19 protein-coding genes are annotated in these 18,626 nt (G+C 67.7%); 8 read left to right on the top strand and 11 right to left on the bottom strand.

Features of this window, described 5'->3' with window-relative positions; all coding sequences use genetic code 11:
- Positions 1-42: 42 nt before the first annotated feature.
- On the bottom strand, positions 43-1,344 hold the full coding sequence (locus tag ADE01S_RS15050) for a D-amino acid dehydrogenase (protein WP_062682528.1): 1,302 nt from the start codon (positions 1,342-1,344) through the stop codon (positions 43-45).
- A gap of 135 nt (positions 1,345-1,479) precedes the next feature.
- Here ADE01S_RS15050 and ADE01S_RS15045 point away from each other — a divergent pair, with 135 nt between their 5' ends.
- The 5 genes from ADE01S_RS15045 (at position 1,480) to ADE01S_RS15025 (ending at position 4,045) form a co-directional block, all read left to right on the top strand.
- Positions 1,480-1,947, top strand: coding sequence for an Lrp/AsnC ligand binding domain-containing protein (locus ADE01S_RS15045; RefSeq protein ID WP_062682527.1), 468 nt, complete (start codon positions 1,480-1,482; stop codon positions 1,945-1,947).
- Between the two features lie 141 nt (positions 1,948-2,088).
- Complete coding sequence (locus ADE01S_RS15040; protein ID WP_062682525.1) at positions 2,089-2,757, top strand: DUF502 domain-containing protein; 669 nt, start codon at positions 2,089-2,091, stop codon at positions 2,755-2,757.
- 35 nt (positions 2,758-2,792) lie between these two features.
- Positions 2,793-3,038, top strand: a complete 246-nt coding sequence (locus ADE01S_RS15035; protein ID WP_062682524.1) for an RNA-binding S4 domain-containing protein — start codon at positions 2,793-2,795, stop codon at positions 3,036-3,038.
- A gap of 38 nt (positions 3,039-3,076) precedes the next feature.
- A complete protein-coding gene (locus tag ADE01S_RS15030; RefSeq protein ID WP_062682521.1) occupies positions 3,077-3,652 on the top strand; it encodes a restriction endonuclease in 576 nt (191 codons plus the stop codon).
- A 15-nt stretch (positions 3,653-3,667) separates the two neighbouring features.
- Positions 3,668-4,045 (top strand): DUF2784 domain-containing protein, encoded by a 378-nt coding sequence (locus ADE01S_RS15025; protein WP_062682518.1) that lies wholly within the window; start codon positions 3,668-3,670, stop codon positions 4,043-4,045.
- An 18-nt stretch (positions 4,046-4,063) separates the two neighbouring features.
- Here ADE01S_RS15025 and ADE01S_RS15020 read toward each other — a convergent pair whose 3' ends face one another.
- The 3 genes from ADE01S_RS15020 to ADE01S_RS15010 all read right to left on the bottom strand — a co-directional run bounded on the left by ADE01S_RS15020 (position 4,064) and on the right by ADE01S_RS15010 (position 7,953).
- Complete coding sequence (locus tag ADE01S_RS15020) at positions 4,064-5,191, bottom strand: acyl-CoA dehydrogenase family protein (protein WP_062682517.1); 1,128 nt, start codon at positions 5,189-5,191, stop codon at positions 4,064-4,066.
- 117 nt (positions 5,192-5,308) lie between these two features.
- Positions 5,309-7,129, bottom strand: a complete 1,821-nt coding sequence (locus ADE01S_RS15015) for a glycoside hydrolase family 15 protein (RefSeq protein ID WP_062682515.1) — start codon at positions 7,127-7,129, stop codon at positions 5,309-5,311.
- A 2-nt stretch (positions 7,130-7,131) separates the two neighbouring features.
- Positions 7,132-7,953, bottom strand: a complete 822-nt coding sequence (locus tag ADE01S_RS15010) for a glucose 1-dehydrogenase (protein WP_062682514.1) — start codon at positions 7,951-7,953, stop codon at positions 7,132-7,134.
- Positions 7,954-8,126: 173 nt separating this feature from the next.
- On the opposite strand from ADE01S_RS15010, the gene ADE01S_RS15005 reads away from it, so the two are divergent.
- Positions 8,127-9,029, top strand: a complete 903-nt coding sequence (locus ADE01S_RS15005; protein WP_062682512.1) for an NAD(P)/FAD-dependent oxidoreductase — start codon at positions 8,127-8,129, stop codon at positions 9,027-9,029.
- Between the two features lie 64 nt (positions 9,030-9,093).
- On the opposite strand, the gene ADE01S_RS15000 is transcribed toward ADE01S_RS15005, so the two are convergent.
- The 6 genes from ADE01S_RS15000 to ADE01S_RS14975 all read right to left on the bottom strand — a co-directional run bounded on the left by ADE01S_RS15000 (position 9,094) and on the right by ADE01S_RS14975 (position 15,148).
- On the bottom strand, positions 9,094-10,824 hold the full coding sequence (locus tag ADE01S_RS15000) for an ABC transporter substrate-binding protein (RefSeq protein ID WP_062682510.1): 1,731 nt from the start codon (positions 10,822-10,824) through the stop codon (positions 9,094-9,096).
- 116 nt (positions 10,825-10,940) lie between these two features.
- Complete coding sequence (locus tag ADE01S_RS14995; protein ID WP_062682508.1) at positions 10,941-11,249, bottom strand: DUF2160 domain-containing protein; 309 nt, start codon at positions 11,247-11,249, stop codon at positions 10,941-10,943.
- A 27-nt stretch (positions 11,250-11,276) separates the two neighbouring features.
- A complete protein-coding gene (locus tag ADE01S_RS14990; protein ID WP_062682507.1) occupies positions 11,277-12,089 on the bottom strand; it encodes a carbohydrate ABC transporter permease in 813 nt (270 codons plus the stop codon).
- Positions 12,082-12,972 carry a carbohydrate ABC transporter permease gene (locus ADE01S_RS14985; RefSeq protein WP_062682505.1) on the bottom strand — a complete coding sequence of 297 codons (891 nt, stop codon included), beginning with the start codon at positions 12,970-12,972 and terminating at the stop codon, positions 12,082-12,084. The genes ADE01S_RS14990 and ADE01S_RS14985 overlap by 8 nt, the downstream gene beginning before the upstream one ends.
- Positions 12,969-14,054, bottom strand: coding sequence for an ABC transporter ATP-binding protein (locus ADE01S_RS14980; protein ID WP_062682503.1), 1,086 nt, complete (start codon positions 14,052-14,054; stop codon positions 12,969-12,971). Before ADE01S_RS14980 ends, ADE01S_RS14985 begins: the two co-directional genes overlap by 4 nt.
- Positions 14,054-15,148 (bottom strand): ABC transporter ATP-binding protein, encoded by a 1,095-nt coding sequence (locus ADE01S_RS14975; RefSeq protein ID WP_062682502.1) that lies wholly within the window; start codon positions 15,146-15,148, stop codon positions 14,054-14,056. The genes ADE01S_RS14980 and ADE01S_RS14975 overlap by 1 nt, the downstream gene beginning before the upstream one ends.
- A gap of 209 nt (positions 15,149-15,357) precedes the next feature.
- Between ADE01S_RS14975 and ADE01S_RS14970 the strand changes: the two genes are divergently transcribed.
- A complete protein-coding gene (locus ADE01S_RS14970) occupies positions 15,358-16,149 on the top strand; it encodes a DeoR/GlpR family DNA-binding transcription regulator (RefSeq protein WP_228468457.1) in 792 nt (263 codons plus the stop codon).
- A gap of 5 nt (positions 16,150-16,154) precedes the next feature.
- On the top strand, positions 16,155-17,750 hold the full coding sequence (locus ADE01S_RS14965) for a glycerol-3-phosphate dehydrogenase/oxidase (RefSeq protein ID WP_062682607.1): 1,596 nt from the start codon (positions 16,155-16,157) through the stop codon (positions 17,748-17,750).
- Positions 17,751-17,926: 176 nt separating this feature from the next.
- On the opposite strand, the gene ADE01S_RS14960 is transcribed toward ADE01S_RS14965, so the two are convergent.
- Positions 17,927-18,526 carry an HD-GYP domain-containing protein gene (locus ADE01S_RS14960; protein ID WP_062682499.1) on the bottom strand — a complete coding sequence of 200 codons (600 nt, stop codon included), beginning with the start codon at positions 18,524-18,526 and terminating at the stop codon, positions 17,927-17,929.
- Positions 18,527-18,626: the final 100 nt, after the last annotated feature.

Below are 18,626 nucleotides of genomic sequence, written 5' to 3'. Positions count from 1 at the left end.
CTCGAACCCTCCCGAGGCAATGGGACGAGGCGCCTCGCGCCGTCAGGCGCCCTTGCTGTCGAGGACGAGCGGACGGCTGGCGGAGGATTTGCGGTCGTAGCGGGACAGGTCCAGGCCGTCGGCGCGGATCGCCGGGCGCTGGCCCATGACCAGGTCGGCGACGAGCTTGCCGGAGCCGCAGGCCATGGTCCAGCCCAGCGTGCCGTGGCCGGTGTTCAGGAACAGGTTGCCGTAGCGGGTCGGGCCGACGATGGGCGTGCTGTCCGGCGTCATGGGGCGCAGGCCGGTCCAGAATTCGGCGCGGGCCACGTCGCCGCTGCCCGGGAACAGGTCGTTGACGACCAGCTCCAGGGTCTTGCGGCGGGCGTCCTTCAGGCGCAGGTCGAAGCCCGACAGTTCGGCCATGCCGCCCACGCGGATGCGCTTGTCGAAACGCGTGACGGCGATCTTGTAGGTTTCGTCCAGGATGGTGGAGACCGGCGCGGCGGACTCGTCCGTCATGGGGATGGTGAGGGAGTAGCCCTTGACCGGGTACACCGGCAAATCCAGGCCCAGCGGTTCCAGGAAGCCGCGGGTGTAGCTGCCGAAGGCGGCCACGTAGCGGTCGGCGGTCAGGACCTCGTTGCCGACGCGCACGCCCGTGACCTGGCCGCCCGCGGTGCTCAGCCCGGCAACGGATTGGCCGTAGCGGAATTCCACGCCCAGGCCCGCGGCCATTTCGGCCAGCCGGGTGGTGAACAACTGGCAGTCGCCGGTTTCGTCGTTGGGCAGGCGCAGGCCGCCGGACAGCTTGCCGACCGAGCGCGCCAGCGCGGGCTCGGCGGTCACGAGGCGGTTGCGGTCCAGCAGTTCGTAGGGCACGCCCACTTCTTCCAGCACGGCAATGTCGCGGCGCGCCGCTACGAGCTGGGCCTCGGTGCGGAACAGCTGCAAGGTGCCGCGCGCGCGCTCTTCATAATGGATGCCGGTGGACGCGCGCAGTTCGCGCAGGCAGTCGCGGCTGTATTCGGACAGGCGCAGCATGCGCTCCTTGTTCACCGAATAGCGGTCGGCCGAGCAGTTGGCCAGCATGGCGGCCATCCACTTCAGTTGGTACAGGCTGCCGTCCAGGCGGATCGCCAGCGGCGCATGTTTCTGGAACAGCCACTTGATGGCCTTCAGCGGAATGCCGGGCGCGGCCCAGGGGGTGGAATAGCCCGGCGAGACCTGGCCGGCGTTGGCGTAGCTGGTCTCCAGCGCGGCCGCGGGCTGGCGGTCCAGCACCGTCACTTTCGCGCCCTGGCGGGCCAGGTAGTAGGCGGTCGTGGTGCCGATGACGCCGCTGCCGAGGACGATCACATGCATGATTCTTTCCAGTGTTTGGTTTTGTGCAGGAATTTCGGTAGTCTATGAGCCTCCTCGCAGTGAAAGACACTGAAAAAATTCCTTTGGCAGTGGTTTTTCTCGCCCCCCTCCTGTTTTCCGATCGCCAAAAGTGAAATGCGCGACCTAGATCGTATCGACCTGAAAATCCTGGATATCCTGCAGCGCGAAGGGCGGATTTCGGTGACCGAATTGGCCGACCGGGTGAACCTGTCGGCCACCCCCTGTTCGGACCGCGTCAAGCGCATGGAGCGCGATGGCGTCATCACGGGTTACCATGCGCGCGTCAACCCGTCCGCGCTGGGCAAGAACCTGCTGGTTTTCCTGGAAATCAAGCTGTCGGCCAAGTCCGGGGACGTGTTCGACAAGGTCAAGAAGGAACTGCTGTACGTGCCCGAGGTCATGGAATGCCACCTGGTGTCGGGCGACTTCGATTACCTGGTCAAGGCGCGCCTGACCGAAATGAACGAGTACCGCCGCCTCCTGGGCGAAATCCTCAAGCGTCTCCCGGCCTCCGCCGAATCGCGCAGCTACGTGGTCATGGAGGAGATCAAGGAGACGCTGTACCTGCCCGTGGACCGTTAGGGCCTGTTCCTCCCCTGGCCGCCCCTGCGGCATGCTTTCCCTGCGGTTTGTTACCGGATAGTGCCCCGCCGGCTGCTATGCTGGCGACCCCCCGGCCTGCGCCGCCGCGCACCCGACCCCAATTTTCTTTGCCTTTTGCCTATGCACCGTCTCTATAAGTACTTCTTCCGCGGACTGATTACCGTTCTGCCGCTGGCGCTGACCATCTACCTGCTCTATATCTTCCTGGCCTGGACCGAGGCCGTGGCGCTGACCTTCCTGCGCCCCTTCATCGGCGGATTCTATGTGCCGGGCATGGGGCTGGCGCTGGGCATCCTGGGCATTCTCGCGATCGGCTACCTGGTGTCCAAGGAACGGGTGCAGCGCGTGCTGACGCTGTTGGAAATGCCGTTCACCAACCTGCCGGTGGTCAAGAGCATCTATTCGTCGTTGAAGAGCTTCGCGGACTATTTCTCGCCCAGCTCCAAGAACACGGCGCAGCAGGTGGTGATCCTGCGCATCCCGGGCCAGCAGCTGGAGCTGGTCGGCCTGGTCACGCGGCGCAACATGGACGGGCTGCCCGAGGGCTTCTCGCAGGACGGCCGCGTGGCCGTCTACCTGCCCATGGGCTACATGATCGGGGGCTATACCGTCTTCGTGCCGCAGGAATGGGTGCAGCCGATCGAGATGTCGGTCGAGGAAGCGATGCGCTCGTCCCTGATCGCCTGGATGGCGCGCGCCGAGAACAACAACCGTCCGGCCGCTCCCGCCATGCCGGAACCGCCGAACGACGCGCCCGGCGCGGCCGGCGGCACCGGCGGCCAGGCCTGAGCCCCCGCCCCCTTCACACTCCCATCACGCGCGACATGCCCATCATCGAATTCACGCTTGCCGAAGGCAGCCCCTATATAGAAGTCAACCAATTGCTCAAGGCCACCGGCGTGTGCGATAGCGGCGGCGCGGGCAAAATGCTCGTGGCCGAAGGCCACGTGAGCGTGGGCGGGGTCGTGGAAACCCGCAAGACGGCGAAGATCCGCGCCGGCCAGATCGTGACCTGCGGCGACGCTCGCATCGTCGTGCGCGCCGCCGAAGCCGCCGACGACCCGGCCTGATCCCTTCCTCCCCCGTTCCCGCCACGCCGCGAGCCGCCATGAAATTCAAGATGTCCCAGAACTCCATCTTCGCCGTCCTGCTGCGCTCGCCGTGGTGGATGAGCGCGGGGGTGGCCGTGCTGCTGTCCGCGGGCGGCTTCGCCGCCCTGCCCCTGGAGTACGCCGCGATGGGCGTCTTCGCGGCGGTGCCCTTCGCGGTCATCGCCATCATGGCGGCCTACAAACAGTTGCGCGCACCCTCGGACACGCGGGTGCAGGCCGTGGCCGCGGCGGCGGCCGGTATGTCGTGGACGGATTTCGCCCGCACCGTCGAGGCCGGCTTCCGCCGCGATGGCTGCGAGGTGGAACGCCTGCAGGTCGCTGGCGCCGACTTCGCGCTCAGCAAGGACGGCCACGTGGCCATCGTCAGCGCCAAGCGCTGGAAGGCCGCCCGCGTCGGCGTCGAGCCGCTGCGGGAACTGCAGGCGGAGCGCGAGCGGCGCGGCGCGCGCGAGGCCATCTACATCGCCCTGGGCGACGTGTCGGACAAGGCGCTGCAATACGCCCGCGCGCAGGGCGTGTCGCTGATGACCGCCCCCGAGCTGACCAAGCTGCTGCGCGACCTGAAAACCTGAGGCGCGGACGCGGCAATGGACTATCGCCTGCTGGCCGACCTGGTGCTGGCCGTCCACGGCCTGTTCGTGGCTTTCGTGGTGTTCGGCGGCCTGCTCGCCCTCTGGAAGCGCTGGATCGCCTACCTGCATCTGCCCGCGCTCGCCTGGGGCGCGCTGGTGATCGGCATGGGCTGGATCTGTCCGCTGACCCCGCTGGAAGTGTCGCTGCGGCAACGGGCGGGCGACCAGGGCTACGACGTCGGCTTCATCGAGCACTACCTGGTGCCGCTGATCTATCCCGAAGCCATCACGCGCGAGACGCAGATCATCCTGGCGGTGCTGCTGGTGGCCGGCAACCTTCTCATCTATGCCCTGTGGGCCCGCCGCGGCCGGCGGGCGGCGGCGCGGCGCTGAGCCGGGCCAAGCCAGGCCCTACAGGTTCCGGGCGATGACCAGGCGCTGGATGTCGCTGGTGCCTTCGTAGATCTGGCACACGCGCACGTCGCGGTAGATCCGCTCCACCGGGAAGTCCTTCAGATAGCCGTAGCCGCCCAGGGTCTGGATGGCCGCGGAACACACCCGCTCGGCCATCTCGGAGGCGAACAGCTTGGCCATCGACGCCTCGGTCAGGGCCGGGCGGCCCGCGGCGCGCAAGGCCGCGGCATGCAGCACCATCTGGCGCGCCGCGTGGATCTGCGTGGCCATGTCGGCCAGCCGGAACGACACGGCCTGGTGTTCCATGATGGGCTTGCCGAAAGCCTGCCGGTCGCGCGCGTAGTCGCGCGCGCATTCGAAGGCGGCGCGCGCCATGCCCACGGATTGCGAGGCGATGCCGATGCGGCCGCCTTCCAGGTTGGACAAGGCGATCTTGTAGCCCTCGCCCTCTTCGCCCAGCCGGTACTCGGCCGGGATGCGCAGGTCCTCGAAGGCGATCTGGCAGGTGTCGGACGCATGCTGGCCCAGCTTGTCCTCCACCCGCAGCACCTTGTAGCCGGGGGTATCGGTGGGCACGATGAAGGCGGAGATGCCGCGCTTGCCGGCCTCGGGGTCGGTCACCGCGAACACGATCACGGTCTGGCCATTGCGGCCGGAGGTAATGAATTGCTTGGCGCCGTTGAGCACGTAGCCGTCGCCGTCGCGGCGCGCGCGCGCATGCAGGCTGCTGGCGTCCGACCCGGCCTGCGGCTCGGTCAGCGCGAACGCCCCGATGTGCTCGCCGCGGGCCAGCGGCCGCAGGAACCGTTCCTTCTGCGCATCAGTGCCGAATTTCAGGATGGGCATGCAGGCCACCGAGTTGTGCACGCTCATGATGGTGGAGCAGGCGCCGTTGCCCGCCGCGATTTCCTCCAGCGCGACGGCGTAGGACACGTAGCCGCTGTCGTTGCCGTCCCATTCTTCCGGCACCAGCATGCCGAAAAAGCCGAGCTGGGCCATTTCGGCGATGGCGTCGGCGGGATAGTGATGTTCCCGGTCCCAGCGTTCGGCATTGGGCGCCAGGCGTTCCTGCGCGAACCGGCGCGCCATCTCCTGGATGCTCTGCTGTTCTTCCGTCAAAAGCATGCTTGTCTCTCCTGGGCGCCGCGGCCGGCGAGCGGGGTCGCTGCCTGGCTTCGTCCGCGCAAACGGGGCCCGTCTCAGGGGCCCCGCATGACTGCGAGAATACACCGCGGCGGGCCGCTAGGCGCGCGGGGCATCCTGGCGGGCGCGCTGCCGCGCCGGGCCGACCGCCCGGCTCAGGTTGTAGGCCGTGTTCACCAGGCCGATATGCGAAAAGCCCTGCGGGAAGTTGCCGACCAGGCGCCCGCGGATCACGTCATACTCCTCCGACAACAGGCCCAGGTCGTTGCGCAGCGACAGCAGCCGCCCGAACAGGCGCTCGGCGTCGTCCAGTCTGCCGAGCAGCACGTAGGCGTCGGCCAGCCAGAAACTGCAGGCGAGGAACACGCCCTCCTCGCCTTCCAGGCCGTCGTCGGTGCGGTCGGTGGAGTAACGCCGCAGCAATCCGTCGCGCAACAGCCCGCGTTCGATCGCGCGCACCGTGCCCGCCACGCGCGGATCGTCGGCCGGCAGGAAGCCGACCTGAGGGATCAGCAGCAGGCTGGCGTCCAGGGCCGCCGAGCCGTAACTCTGCACGAAGCAGCCCTGCGCGGGGTCGTAGCCGTGGTCGCAGATGTCGGCCCGGATCTGTTCCCGCAGGCGGCGCCACGCCTCGACCGGGCCCTTCAGGCCGAAGCGCTCGCAGCCCTTCACCGCGCGGTCGAAGGCCACCCAGCACATCAAGCGCGAATGCGTAAAGGCGCGACGCTCGCCGCGCACTTCCCAGATGCCGTGGTCCAGCTGCGTCCAGCGATCCGCCAGCGGTTCCAGCAGCACCTTCTGCAGGCGCCAGGCCTCGGCCAGCGGCGCCAGGTCCGCCACGCGCGCGGCGTACAGCGTTTCGATGAGTTCGCCGTAGACGTCGAGCTGGCTCTGGCCCGACGCCCCATTGCCGCTGCGCACCGGCAGGCTGCCCTCGTAGCCGGGCAACCAGGGAATGTCGAGCTCCGGCAGCCAGCGCCCGCCGGCGATGCCGTACATGATCTGCAACTGGTCCGGATGGCCCGCCACGGCCCGCAGCAGCCACTGCCGCCAGGCCTCGGCCTCTTCGCGGTAGCCGGCGTTGAGCAGCGCATAGAGCGTCAGCGCCGAATCGCGCAGCCAGCAATGGCGGTAGTCCCAGTTGCGGTTGCCGCCCAGGGCCTCGGGCAGCGAGGTCGTGGGCGCGGCGATGATCCCGCCCGTGGGCTGGAAGGTCAGCAGCTTGAGCGTGATCAGAGAACGCAGCACCGCGTCGCGCCGCTCGTTCGGCGGCCCTTCCCAGTGGCAGCGCTTGGACCATTCCTGCCACCAGGACACCGTGCGGTCCATGCTTTCGACGCGGTCGGGCACGAAATGCGGGGTGCGGTGGGAGCGGTGGTACGACAGCGTGAACGGCACCACGCGCCCCTTGTGCACGTTGAAGCGCGCCGTCGTCTTCAGGTCGTGCCCTTCCAATTCGACGGGGGTGTGCAGCTCCACCGCGTCCGGCCCCGCGATGGCGCTCAGACCGTAATCGCGCCGCCGCACCCAGGGCACGGCCTGGCCGTAGTTAAAGCGCAGCACCAGCTCCATGTCCATCTGCACGTGCCCGGACTCGCCGCGCACGATGCGCACCACGTCGACGCGCTCGTCGTCGTCGCTCAGCGGCATGAAGTCGCACAGCGTGACCGCGCCGGTGGCGGTTTCGTAGCGGGTTTCCAGCACCGCCGTATCGGGCACGTAGCGCCGCGACACGGTGACGCCCTTGCCGCGCGGCGCGATGAGCCAGCGCCCGTGGCGCTCGTCGCCCAGCAGCGCCGCGAAGCAGGCCGGCGAATCGAAATGCGGCAGGCAGAGCCAATCGATCGAGCCGTCGCGGGCGACCAGCGCGGCGGAGAGCATATTGCCGATGAGGCCGTAGTCCTCCAGGGGCTTGGACATGCCTAGCCCGCGCCGCGGAATTCGGGATACAGCGTCATCCCGCCGTCCACGAACAGGGTCGTGCCGGTGACGTAGTCGGACGCGTCGCCGGCCAGCCAGACGGCCGCTCGCGCCACGTCCTCGGGCTCGCCGATGCGGCCATAGGGAATCAGCTTGAGCAGATTGGCCAGGTTTTCCGGGGTCTCCCAGGCGGGCCGGTTGATGGCGGTGCGGATGGCGCCGGGCGCGATCGAATTCACGCGGATCCTGGCCGGCGCCAACTCCTGCGCCAGCGATTTCATGAGCAGCGAGATCCCGCCCTTGGAGGCCGCGTAGTTCACCTGGAACGCCCAGGGAATGACTTCGTGGACGGAGCTGATGAACAGGATGTTCCCCTGCGCCAGCCCCTGCCGCGCCGGGTCCGCCGGCTGCGTCTCGAATGCCCGGGCCGCGGCGCGGGCGCACAGGAAATGGCCGGTGAGATTCACGTCGATGACCCGCCGCCAGTCGGCCAGCGTCATGTCGGCGATCGGCGAGGGATGCTCGATGCCGGCGTTGTTGACGAGGATGTCGAGCCGCCCGAAATGCCGCAGCGCCTGCGCGAACAGGTGGTCCACCTCGGCTTCTCGGCTGATGTCGGCCGCCGCCGCCACGCCCTGCCCGCCCAGGGCCTGGATGTCTTCCACCACGGCGGCCGCGCGCGCCTGCGAGTCGCCGCCCCCGCGGTGATTGACCACCACGCGCGCGCCGGCCTGCGCCAGCGCGATGGCGGTCGCCCGCCCGATGCCCGACGACGCGCCGGTCACCAGCGCGACGCGTCCTTGAAGGTCCGAACCTTGCTGCATGTCGCCTCCTGTGCGGCGCGCGCGTGGCGCCCGCCGCTCGGTGTACGAAGGAATCAGGTTAGTCCCGCCCCCGGGGATGGTCAAACGATACTTTAAAAGTTGCGTGATGCTCGTTTTTCGCCCTATCATGCAACTTCTTAAGTATCTTGATAGTCGCCCACCGGAATCCCTATATGACCTACGACGCCATCATCGTCGGCGGCAGCTTTGCCGGCCTGTCCGCCGCCCTCCAACTGGCCCGCGCCCGGCGGCGCGTGCTGCTGATCGACGCGGGCCTGCCCCGCAACCGCTATGCCGCGCATGCCCACGGCTTCCTGGGCCAGGACGGCAAGCCGCCCAGCGAGATCGTGGCGCAGGCGCGCCACCAGCTCGCCCGCTATCCCACAGTGGCCTTCCTGGATGGGGAAGCCGCAAGCGCCGAGGCCGTGCGCGCCGGCGGCCCGTTCCGCGTGGCCCTGGCCGACGGCCGGGAGGCGCTGGGGCTGCGCCTGATCCTGGCGACCGGCCTGCGCGACGAGCTGCCCGCCCTGGCCGGCCTGCGGGAACGCTGGGGCCTCACCGTCCTGCATTGCCCCTATTGCCACGGCTACGAGAACGCCGGCCGGCCGCTGGGCGTGCTGGCCGCGCACCCGCTGTCGGCGCACCAGGCGGCGCTGCTGCCGGACTGGGGCCCGACCACCTATTTCACGCAGGGCGAGTTCGAGCCCGACGCGGAACAGGCGGCGCTGCTGGCCCGGCGCGGCGTGCGCATCGAACGCGCGCCCGTGGTGGAACTGCTGGGCGCGGCGCCCGCGCTGGACGCGGTGCAGCTGGCCGACGGCCGCCGCAAGGCGATCCACGCGCTCTTCGTCGCCAGCCGCACGCACATGGCCAGCCCGCTGGCGATGCAGCTGGGCTGCGCCTTCGACGACGGGCCGCTGGGCCCCGTGATCCGCGTGGACGCGCTCAAGCAGACCAGCGTGGAAGGCGTGTTCGCGGCGGGCGACGCAGCCATCCCCATGAGCAACGCGACGCTCGCCAGCGCCTCGGGCGTGATGGCCGGCGTGTGCGCGCACCGGTCGCTGGTGCTGGGCTGACGCCACCGCCAGGCGAAAAAAAAAGCGCCACGCGGACGCGGCGCTTTGCCAGGCGGCGGCCGGCCTACCTGACCTTCCCGTCCTTCCAGGCGGCCAGCAGCTTTTCATAGGGAATGGTCTCGCCCTTGGGCTTTTCGTTGGCGAGCTTCTTCCACGGCGCATGCTGGTCGGACAGCCACTTGGAGGGGTCGCTCTTGGGATTCAGCTTGGGCGCGCACTGCGCCATCCCGGCCCGCTCCAGCCGCGCCATCACCTGGTCCATTTCATTGGCCAGGTTGTCCATGGCGGCCTGCGGCGTCTTCTCGCCCGTCACGGCGGTCGCGACGTTCTTCCACCACAGCTGCGCGAGCTTCGGATAGTCCGGCACGTTGTTGCCGGTCGGCGTCCAGGCCACGCGCGCGGGGCTGCGGTAGAACTCGATCAGGCCGCCGTAGTTCGCGGCGTTCTTGGTGAAGAACTCGCTGTTGATGTCGCTGTCGCGGATGAAGGTCAGGCCGGTGATGGACTTCTTCAGCGAGACCGACTTGGACGTGACGAACTGCGCGTAGAGCCAGGCCGCCGCCATCTTGTCCGGGTTGGTCGACTTGAAGAAGGTCCAGGAGCCCACGTCCTGGTAGCCGTTCTGCATGCCGTCCTTCCAGTACGGGCCATAGGGCGACGGCGCCATGCGCCACTTCGGCGTGCCGTCGTCGTTGACCACCGGCAGGCCCTTCTTGGTCATGTCGGCGGTGAAGGCCGTGTACCAGAAGATCTGCTGGGCGATCTGGCCCTGGGCCGGCACGGGGCCGGACTCCGAGAAGGTCATGCCCATGGCCTGCTGGGGCGCGTACTTCTTCATCCAGTCCACGTACTTGGTCAGCGCATACACCGCGGCCGGGCTGTTGGTAGCGCCGCCGCGGGAGACCGACGCGCCCACCGGCGTGCACTTGTCGTCCGCCACGCGTATGCCCCATTCGTCCACCGGCATGCCGTTGGGCAGGCCCTTATCCGCGGCGCCGGCCATGGACAGCCAGGCATCGGTAAAGCGCCAGCCCAGCGACGGGTCCTTCTTGCCGTAGTCCATGTGGCCGTAGACCTTCTTGCCGTCCAGCTCCTTGACGTCGTTGGAGAAGAAGTCGGCGATGTCTTCGTAGGCGGACCAGTTGGTGGGCACGCCCAGCTCGTAGCCGTACTTGGCCTTGAACTTGTCCTTCAGGTCCTGGCGCGCGAACCAGTCGGCCCGGAACCAGTACACGTTGGCGAACTGCTGGTCCGGCAGCTGGTAGAGCTTGCCGTCCGGCGCCGTGGTGAACTTGGTGCCGATGAAGTCCTTGAGGTCCAGGTTCGGGTTGGTCCATTCCTTGCCCACGCCGGCCATGTAGTCCGACAGCGGCAGGATGGCGCCGTAACGGTAGTGGGTGCCGATCAGGTCCGAATCCGAGATCCACCCGTCGTAGATGGATTTCCCGGACTGCATGGAGGTCTGCAGTTTCTCGACCACGTCGCCTTCCTGGATCAGGTCGTGGTTGACCTTGATGCCGGTGATCTCCGTGAAGGCCTTGGCCAGCGTCTTGGACTCGTACTCGTGCGTGGTGATGGTCTCGGATACCACGCTGATCTCGTTGACCCCTTTCGCCTTGAGCTTGGCCGCGGCGTCGATGAACCACTTCATCTCGGCCATCTGCTGGTCCTTGGACAGCGATGAGGGTTGGAACTCCGAATCGACCCACTTCTTCGCTTCCGGCTCGCCGGCCCACGCGCCCGACGTCCCGATCAGGGCGATAGCGGCCGCCATGGCGTGCATGCGCAATTTCATGACCTGTCTCCTCGATAAGCCTTCCCCTATGTTCGCTGCGGACTGCTGGCCGGGGAAGACGCTGGCCGATAGTCCTTCCACACCGCTTGCGTTGACGAGAGATCTGTCGCCCCTCTTCAGCCCTTCCTCATAACGAATGCGAGCAGCAGCATCGACGCGGCGAACCCGATCCACACGGAGGGCGGCTCATCCAGCGAAAACCATTCGGCCGCCTTGCCGCCCAGGCCCACGAACGCCAGGTTGACCCAGGCCGCGGCCATCAGGCCGATGAAAAGACGGTCGCCCCGCGTGGTGCGCAGGGGCAGGAACCCCTTGCGCTCGACCGTGGGCGATTTCAATTCCCATACCGTCATGCCCACCAGCATCAGAATGACGCAGGTGAAGAACACGGCGACGGGGGTGGTCCATACCATCCAGCTGAACATGGGCGGTCCTCCTGAAGGCGGCCGGCGCTATACCCGGCCCATCGCGAAGCCCTTCGCGATGTAGTGCCGCACGAACCAGATGACGATGCCTCCGGGCACGATGGTCAGCACGCCCGCCGCGGCCAGCACGCCCCAGTCCATGCCCGAGGCGGACACGGTGCGGGTCATGGTGGCGACGATGGGCTTGGCGTTGACCGACGTGAGCGTGCGCGCCAGCAGCAATTCCACCCAGCTGAACATGAAGCAGAAGAAGGCGGCCACGCCCACGCCGGACTTGATCAGGGGCAGGAAGATCGTCAGGAAAAAGCGCGGGAAGGAATAGCCGTCCACATAGGCGGTTTCGTCGATCTCGCGCGGCACGCCCGACATGAAGCCCTCCAGGATCCACACCGCCAGCGGCACGTTGAACACCAGGTGCGCCAGCGCGACGGCCAGGTGCGTGTCCATCAGGCCGAACGAGCTGTAGAGCTGGAAGAACGGCAGCAGGAACACGGCGGGCGGTGTCATGCGGTTGGTCAGCAGCCAGAAGAACACGTGCTTGTCGCCGATGAAGCGGTAGCGCGAGAAGGCGTAGGCGGCCGGCAGCGCCACCGCCAGCGAAATCACGGTATTGATGACGACGTAGATCAGCGAATTGATATAGCCGGAATACCAGGCCGGGTCGGTGAAGATGGTCCGGTAGTGCTCGAAGGTGAAGTCGTTCGGCCAGAACGTCAGCGTGCTGACGATTTCGGTGTTGGTCTTGAACGACATGTTCAGCATCCAGTACAGCGGCAGGATGGCGAAGACGAGGTAGAGGGTCAGGAAGGCGCCGCGCCACCAGGTGTTGTTGTCACGCATTTGCGCGCTCCTCGTCGAAGCCGCCGGTCGTGCCGGCGCGCTGCATCCAGTTGTACAGGATGAAGCACAAGAGCAGGATGATCAGGAAGTAAATGATGGAGAAGGCGGCGGCCGGCCCCAGGTCGAACTGGCCCACGGCCTTCTGCGTCAGGTATTGCGAGAGGAAGGTGGTGGCGTTGCCCGGCCCGCCACCCGTCAGCACGAAGGGCTCGGTATAGATCATGAAGCTGTCCATGAAGCGCAGCAGCACCGCGATCATGAGCACGCCCCGCATCTTGGGCAGCTGGATGTACCGGAACACCGCCATGCGCGAGGCGCCGTCGATGCGCGCGGCCTGGTAGTAGGCGTCGGGGATGGCGCGCAGGCCGGCGTAGCACAGCAAGGCCACCAGCGGCGTCCAGTGCCAGACGTCCATCACCAGCACCGTGACCCAGGCGTCCACGTCGTTTCCGGTGTAGTTGTAGTCCACGCCCAGCCAGGACAGCGCGGCGCCCAGCAGGCCGATGTCGGTGCGGCCGAACACCTGCCAGATAGTGCCCACCACGTTCCACGGGATCAGCAGCGACAGCGCGATGATCACCAGCACGGCGGAGGCCCGCCAGCCGGCCGCCGGCATGGACAGCGCCAGCAGGATGCCCAGCGGGATCTCGATGGCCAGGACGGCCAGCGAAAAGCCGATCTGGCGAAACAGCGCGCCGTGCAGCTCTTCGTCCTGCAGGACGGCCGCGTACCACTCGGTCCCGACGAACACGCGGCGCTCGGGCGAAATGATGTCCTGCACCGAATAATTCACGATGGTCATCAGCGGCAGGATGGCGGAGAACGCCACGCACAGCACCACGGGCAGGACCAGGAACCAGGCCCGGTGATCTATGGGTTTCATCGGATCAGCTCCTCGTCGCGGTAGAAGCAGGTGTGCGGGTTGAGCACGGACAGCCAGACCGTGCCGGCGGCGGCGGCCACCGCGCCGTTGCCCAGGCGGGCGCGCACCGGCGCGCCCTCGAAATCCGCCACCAGCAGCGTATAGGTGCCCACGTCCTGCACGCGCTCGACCCGCATCGGCACGGCGCCGGGCGCGTCGGGCTCGGCCAGCCTCAGGTATTCCGGGCGCACGCCCAGCTTCACCGGGCCCGCGCCGGCCAGCTTCTCGGCCAGGGCGTCGGGCACGCCCGCCACCCGGCGTCCGCCCACCTCCAGCGCCCCGTCGCGCCACTGCGCGGGCAGGAAGTTCATGCCCGGCGAGCCGATGAAATGGCCCACGAAGGTGTGCGCCGGGCGCTGGAACAGGTCGTCCGCGGTGCCCACCTGCACGGCCCGGCCCCGCGCCATCACCATGACCTGGTCGGCGAAGGTCAGCGCCTCGGTCTGGTCGTGCGTGACGTAGATGAGCGTCAGCTTGAACTCGTGGTGGATCTCCTTGAGTTTGCGGCGCAGCTCCCATTTCAGCTGCGGGTCGATGACGGTGAGGGGCTCGTCGAACAGGATGGCCGAGACGTCGCTGCGCACCAGCCCGCGGCCCAGCGAAATCTTCTGCTTGGCGTCGGCCGTCAGGCCGCTGGCCCGGCGGTCCAGCACCGCCGACATTTCCAGCATTTCGGCGATGCGCCCCACCCGCTCGCGGATGCGGTCCGGCGCGATGCCGCGGTTGCGCAGCGGGAACGCGAGGTTCTCGGCCACCGTCATGGTGTCGTACACGACGGGAAACTGGAACACCTGGGCGATGTTGCGCGCCTGCGGCGTCTTGCCGGTGACGTCCTGGCCGTCGAACAGGATGCGCCCGTGCGACGGGCGCAGCAGCCCCGATACGCAGTTCAGCAGCGTGGTCTTGCCGCAGCCGGACGGCCCCAGCAAGGCATAGGCGCCGCCGTCCTGGAACGTGAATTTCAGCGGCAGCAGCGCATAGTCGTCATCGGTCCGGGGATCGGCCACGTAGGAATGGGAAAGGTCCAGCTCGATCTGCGCCATCAGGCCGCCTCCCCCGCGCCCGCGGGTTGCCCGGGCGCGGCCAGCAAGGCGCCGCCCGCCCCGAAGGCGTAGGTCTGGGCGGGATCGAAGTACAGCTGCACGCGCTCGTCCAGCGTATAGCGATGGACGCCAGGCAGTTGCGCCACCACGTCGCCCGCCGCCGTTTCCGCGTGAACGAAGGTGTCCGACCCGGAAATCTCCGCCAGCTTCACGATCCCCGGCAGGCCGAGATGGCCGGGGCGCGGCTCCACGTCCAGCGCGCCGGCGCGCAGGCCGGCGGTGATGTCCGCGCAGTCCCCGCCCGCCTCCGGCGGAAGCGCGCGCGCCACTTCCATCTCGCCTTGCAGCACGAAGCCGGCCGCCGTGCGGCGCGCCGGGAACAGGTTCATCGGCGGATCGCTGAAAGCGCGCGCCACGCGCAGCGAATTCGGCCGGTGGAAAACCTCGGCCGTGGGGCCGTATTGCAGCAGCTCGCCCGCGTCCAGCACCGCCGTGTGGCCTCCCAGCAACAGCGCCTCGCCGGGTTCGGTGGTGGCGTACACCACCGTGGACCGCCCTTCGGCGAACAGCGCCGACAGTTCGTCGCGCAGTTCCTCGCGCAATTTGTAGTCCAGGTTGACCAGGGGCTCGTCCAGCAGGATCAGCGGCGCATCCTTGGCCAGGGCGCGCGCCAGCGCCACCCGCTGCTGCTGCCCGCCCGACAGTTCCGACGGGTAGCGCTCCAGCAGGTGGTCGATGTGCAGGCGCGCCGCCATGGCGCGGACTTTTTCGCGGATGTCCCCCGCCCCGCGCAGCTTGAGCGGCGAGGCAATGTTGTCGTAGACCGACATGGACGGGTAATTGATGAACTGCTGGTACACCATGGCGACGTTGCGCTGGCGCACCGGCACCCCGGTGACGTCCGCGCCGTCGGCCAGCACGCGGCCCTCGGTGGGCCGGTCCAGCCCGGCCATGATGCGCATCAGCGAGGTCTTGCCGGCCAGGGTCGCGCCCAGCAAGACCGTCATGGCGCCCTCGACCGGGGCCAGGCTCATGGGGTACAGGTGCGTTTGCGAGCCGGCGCGCAAACTTATCCTGTCCAGGTTCAGCTGCATCTGATCTCCTCTACCTACTATGCGTCCCTACTTATTCAAGGCGGACTTCGGTATTCGGTACAGCGGCCCAGCGCGCGTCAAACGAACCACACCGTGAGCATACCCTTTCAGATAGTTTTCGTTTTTTGTGCGTTTTACTCAAGAAGCGAACAAAAAACAATCTTGCAGCGCGTCATTATTTTTCGCTTTTGTTGTTTTATTATGTGAACATGACACTGAATCCCAGACAGAGCGCGCTGATCGAAATGGTGCGGGCCCAGGGCTCCGCCTCGATCGAAGAACTCGCCAAACGCTTTGACGTCACGCTGCAGACCGTGCGGCGCGACGTCAATATCCTTTCGGAAGCCGGCCTGCTCTCGCGCTTCCACGGCGGCGTGCGAATCGAAGCGTCCACCATCGAGAACATCGCCTACCGCAAGCGCCAGGGCCTGCACGCGGCCGGCAAGCAGCGCATCGCCGAGGCGGTGGCGCGGGCGGTGCCGGACGGCTGCTCCCTGATCCTGAACATCGGCACCACCACCGAAGCCATCGCGCGCGCGCTGCTGCGCCATCGCGGCCTGCGCGTCATCACGAACAACCTGCACGTGGCCGACATCCTGTCGGACAACCCGGACTGCGAAGTCATCGTGGCCGGCGGCGTGGTGCGTTCGCGCGACCGCGGCATCGTGGGCGAAGCGACCATGGACTTCATCCGGCAGTTCAAGGTGGACATCGGCCTGATCGGCATTTCCGGCATCGAAGCCGACGGCACGCTGCGGGATTACGACTTCCGCGAAGTGCGCGTGGCCCGGACCATCATCGAACAGTCGCGCGAAGTCTGGCTCGCCGCCGACAGCAGCAAATTCAAGCGCCAGGCCATGGTGGAGCTGGCGCACATCTCGCAGATAGACCGGTTTTTCACCGATGCGCATCCGCAAGAGCCGCTGGCCCAGGTCCTGCTGGACGCCGGCGTGCGCTGCGACGTCGCCGCGGCCCCGAATACTTTGAAGCAAATACCTTGATCTCCATGAACTCCTCCCCCGCCTCCGTCGCCCCGCCCGACCGCAATCGCCTCCTGGCCACGCTGGACAACACGCATTCTTGGGATGTGATCGTCATCGGCGGCGGCGCCACGGGCCTGGGCACCGCGGTCGACGCCGCGTCGCGCGGCTATCGCACGCTGCTGATCGAAGGCGCCGACTTCGCCAAGGGCACCTCCAGCAAGGCCACCAAGCTCGTGCACGGCGGCGTGCGGTATCTGGCGCAAGGCAACGTCAGCCTGGTCCGCGAAGCCCTGCACGAACGCGGGCTGCTCAACCGCAACGCGCCGCACCTGGTGTGGCCGCTGGGCTTCGTCGTGCCCGCGTACAACCTGCTGGACCAGCCCTTCTACGGCGTCGGCCTGAAGATGTACGACATGCTGGCCGGGAAGCTGAACCTGTCGCCCAGCCGCTGGCTGTCGCGCCGCGATACGCTGGCCAATGCACCGACGCTCGCCGAAAGCGTGAACGGCCGCAAGCTGCGGGGCGGCGTGCTGTATTACGACGGCCAGTTCGACGATGCGCGCCTGGCGGTGAGCCTGATGCGCACCCTGTTCGATCTGGGCGGCACGGCGGTGAACTACGTGCGCGCCACAGGCCTGACCATGACGGGCGGCAAGGTGGACGGCGTGACCGCGCAGGACGCGATCGGCGGCTCGACCTTCACGCTGCGCGCGCGCTGCGTGGTCAACGCCACCGGCGTCTGGGTGGACGCGGTGCGGCGCATGGAAGACAAGAACGCGCAGACCATGGTGGCCCCCAGCCAGGGCGTGCACCTGACCCTGCCGCGAGATTTCCTGCCGGGCAACCGCGCCATCCTGATTCCCAAGACCGACGACGGCCGCGTGTTGTTCGTGGTGCCGTGGAACGGCCACACCATCGTCGGCACCACCGACACCCCGCGCGACGACCTGCCGCTGGATCCGCAGGCCGGCGCCCAGGACGTGGACTTCATCCTGGGCACGGCCGCGCGTTATCTCAGCCGCAAGCCCACGCGCGACGACGTCACCAGCGTCTGGGCCGGGCTGCGTCCGCTGGTGAAGGCCACGGGCGAAGCGTCCACCAAATCCCTGTCGCGCGAGCACACCATCCTGGTGTCCAAGGCCGGCCTGGTCACGGTGACCGGCGGCAAATGGACCACCTACCGCCGCATGGCGCAGGACGTGGTGGACACGGCCATCCAGCACCAGCTGCTGACCCAGGCCAGCTGCCGCACCGAATCGTTGCCGCTGCACGGCGCCTCGGGACTGGCTCCTTCCCAGGAACACGCCGGCACTCCGGACAGCTACTACGGCAGCGACCTGCCGACCCTGAAGGCCCTGCCGGGCGCGGAACGCATGCTGGTCAAGAGCAGCGGGCTGTCCGAAGCCCACGTCCGGTTCGCGGCGCGCTTCGAGCTCGCGCGCAGCGCCGAGGACGTGCTGGCGCGCCGCAACCGCGCCCTGTTCCTGGACAGCGAGGCCGCCATGCTGGCCGCGCCCGAAGTGGCGCGCATCCTCGCCGAGGAACTCGGCCACGACGCCGCCTGGCAGCAACGCACCTTGCAGGACCTGGAAACGGTCGCAGCGAATTACCGGTTGTAGGATGGGTGGAGCGCGAGAGTTCTTAAGGAAGAACTCAAGTCTCCAGCGCGCGAAACCCATGCGGCCGCAAGAGCGTGTTTTCCGGCCGCTGCAGGGCATTGTCTGCTCACGGCTGCATGGGTTTCGCGCGTTGAGCACCTGGGTTCTCGTCTAGGAACTGCCGCGCTCCACCCATCCTACGGCACCCTCAGCTGGCTTTTCTGGATCATGCGCTCGAAGACGCGCAGAAGAGCGGGATCGCACTTGGAGCCGGCCTCCTGGTTCAGGATGCGCATGATCTCCGTGTGCGAGCGGGCGGGATGGTAGGGACGCGCATCGCCCAGCGCATCGTAGGAATCCGCCAGCGAAATAATGCGCGCATGCAGCGGGATGGCCTCGCCGGCCAGGCCCGCGGGATAGCCGGATCCGTCGAAGTGCTCGTGATGGTGGCGCACCGCGAGGGCGACCAGTTCGCGCCGCGCCATCGCGCTGTGCAGGATGATGTCCGCGCCCACCGCGGCGTGCGCCTTCATGATTTCCCAGTCGTCCTTGTTCAGGCGACCGGGCGAAAACAGCACGCGGTCGGGCGTGCCGATCTTGCCGACGTCATGCAGCCTGGCCGCGACGGCCACCGCTTCGTGTTCGTTTTCGGGCAGGCCGCAGGCCTGGGCGAGGGACACGCTCAACGCGACGACCCTGTCGCAGTGGCGGCCGGTCGCGGGATCGCGCGCCCGCATGGCGGCGAACAACGCCGCCACGCAGGAGCCTTGGGGAATTTCGGGTACGTCTGGAGGCATCGGGACGGGCTCGCAAGGCGGCTTGGCGCCATGCGCTTGTTTCAGAAAGCGGCGATTCTGACACAATGCGCACCGAATATTGCCGATCAGTTGCAGACCC

Origin of the sequence: Achromobacter denitrificans NBRC 15125 (genome assembly GCF_001571365.1) — a bacterium.
GTDB classification, from domain to species: Bacteria; Pseudomonadota; Gammaproteobacteria; order Burkholderiales; family Burkholderiaceae_B; genus Achromobacter; species Achromobacter denitrificans.
The sequence above is the reverse complement of the archived record's forward strand: the minus strand, read 5'-3'. Positions and strand labels throughout refer to the sequence as shown.

Coding starts and splice junctions, on each gene's coding strand:
- ADE01S_RS14990 (WP_062682507.1), bottom strand. CDS start 12,089: ATGCGTGACAACAACACCTGGTGGCGCGGCGCCTTCCTGACCCTCTAC.
- ADE01S_RS14995 (WP_062682508.1), bottom strand. CDS start 11,249: ATGTTCAGCTGGATGGTATGGACCACCCCCGTCGCCGTGTTCTTCACC.
- ADE01S_RS14980 (WP_062682503.1), bottom strand. CDS start 14,054: ATGGCGCAGATCGAGCTGGACCTTTCCCATTCCTACGTGGCCGATCCC.
- ADE01S_RS14975 (WP_062682502.1), bottom strand. CDS start 15,148: ATGCAGCTGAACCTGGACAGGATAAGTTTGCGCGCCGGCTCGCAAACG.
- ADE01S_RS14965 (WP_062682607.1), top strand. CDS start 16,155: ATGAACTCCTCCCCCGCCTCCGTCGCCCCGCCCGACCGCAATCGCCTC.
- ADE01S_RS15000 (WP_062682510.1), bottom strand. CDS start 10,824: ATGAAATTGCGCATGCACGCCATGGCGGCCGCTATCGCCCTGATCGGG.
- ADE01S_RS15030 (WP_062682521.1), top strand. CDS start 3,077: ATGAAATTCAAGATGTCCCAGAACTCCATCTTCGCCGTCCTGCTGCGC.
- ADE01S_RS15050 (WP_062682528.1), bottom strand. CDS start 1,344: ATGCATGTGATCGTCCTCGGCAGCGGCGTCATCGGCACCACGACCGCC.
- ADE01S_RS15015 (WP_062682515.1), bottom strand. CDS start 7,129: ATGTCCAAGCCCCTGGAGGACTACGGCCTCATCGGCAATATGCTCTCC.
- ADE01S_RS15020 (WP_062682517.1), bottom strand. CDS start 5,191: ATGCTTTTGACGGAAGAACAGCAGAGCATCCAGGAGATGGCGCGCCGG.
- ADE01S_RS14985 (WP_062682505.1), bottom strand. CDS start 12,972: ATGAAACCCATAGATCACCGGGCCTGGTTCCTGGTCCTGCCCGTGGTG.
- ADE01S_RS15005 (WP_062682512.1), top strand. CDS start 8,127: ATGACCTACGACGCCATCATCGTCGGCGGCAGCTTTGCCGGCCTGTCC.
- ADE01S_RS15045 (WP_062682527.1), top strand. CDS start 1,480: ATGCGCGACCTAGATCGTATCGACCTGAAAATCCTGGATATCCTGCAG.
- ADE01S_RS14970 (WP_228468457.1), top strand. CDS start 15,358: ATGACACTGAATCCCAGACAGAGCGCGCTGATCGAAATGGTGCGGGCC.
- ADE01S_RS15040 (WP_062682525.1), top strand. CDS start 2,089: ATGCACCGTCTCTATAAGTACTTCTTCCGCGGACTGATTACCGTTCTG.
- ADE01S_RS15010 (WP_062682514.1), bottom strand. CDS start 7,953: ATGCAGCAAGGTTCGGACCTTCAAGGACGCGTCGCGCTGGTGACCGGC.
- ADE01S_RS14960 (WP_062682499.1), bottom strand. CDS start 18,526: ATGCCTCCAGACGTACCCGAAATTCCCCAAGGCTCCTGCGTGGCGGCG.
- ADE01S_RS15025 (WP_062682518.1), top strand. CDS start 3,668: ATGGACTATCGCCTGCTGGCCGACCTGGTGCTGGCCGTCCACGGCCTG.
- ADE01S_RS15035 (WP_062682524.1), top strand. CDS start 2,793: ATGCCCATCATCGAATTCACGCTTGCCGAAGGCAGCCCCTATATAGAA.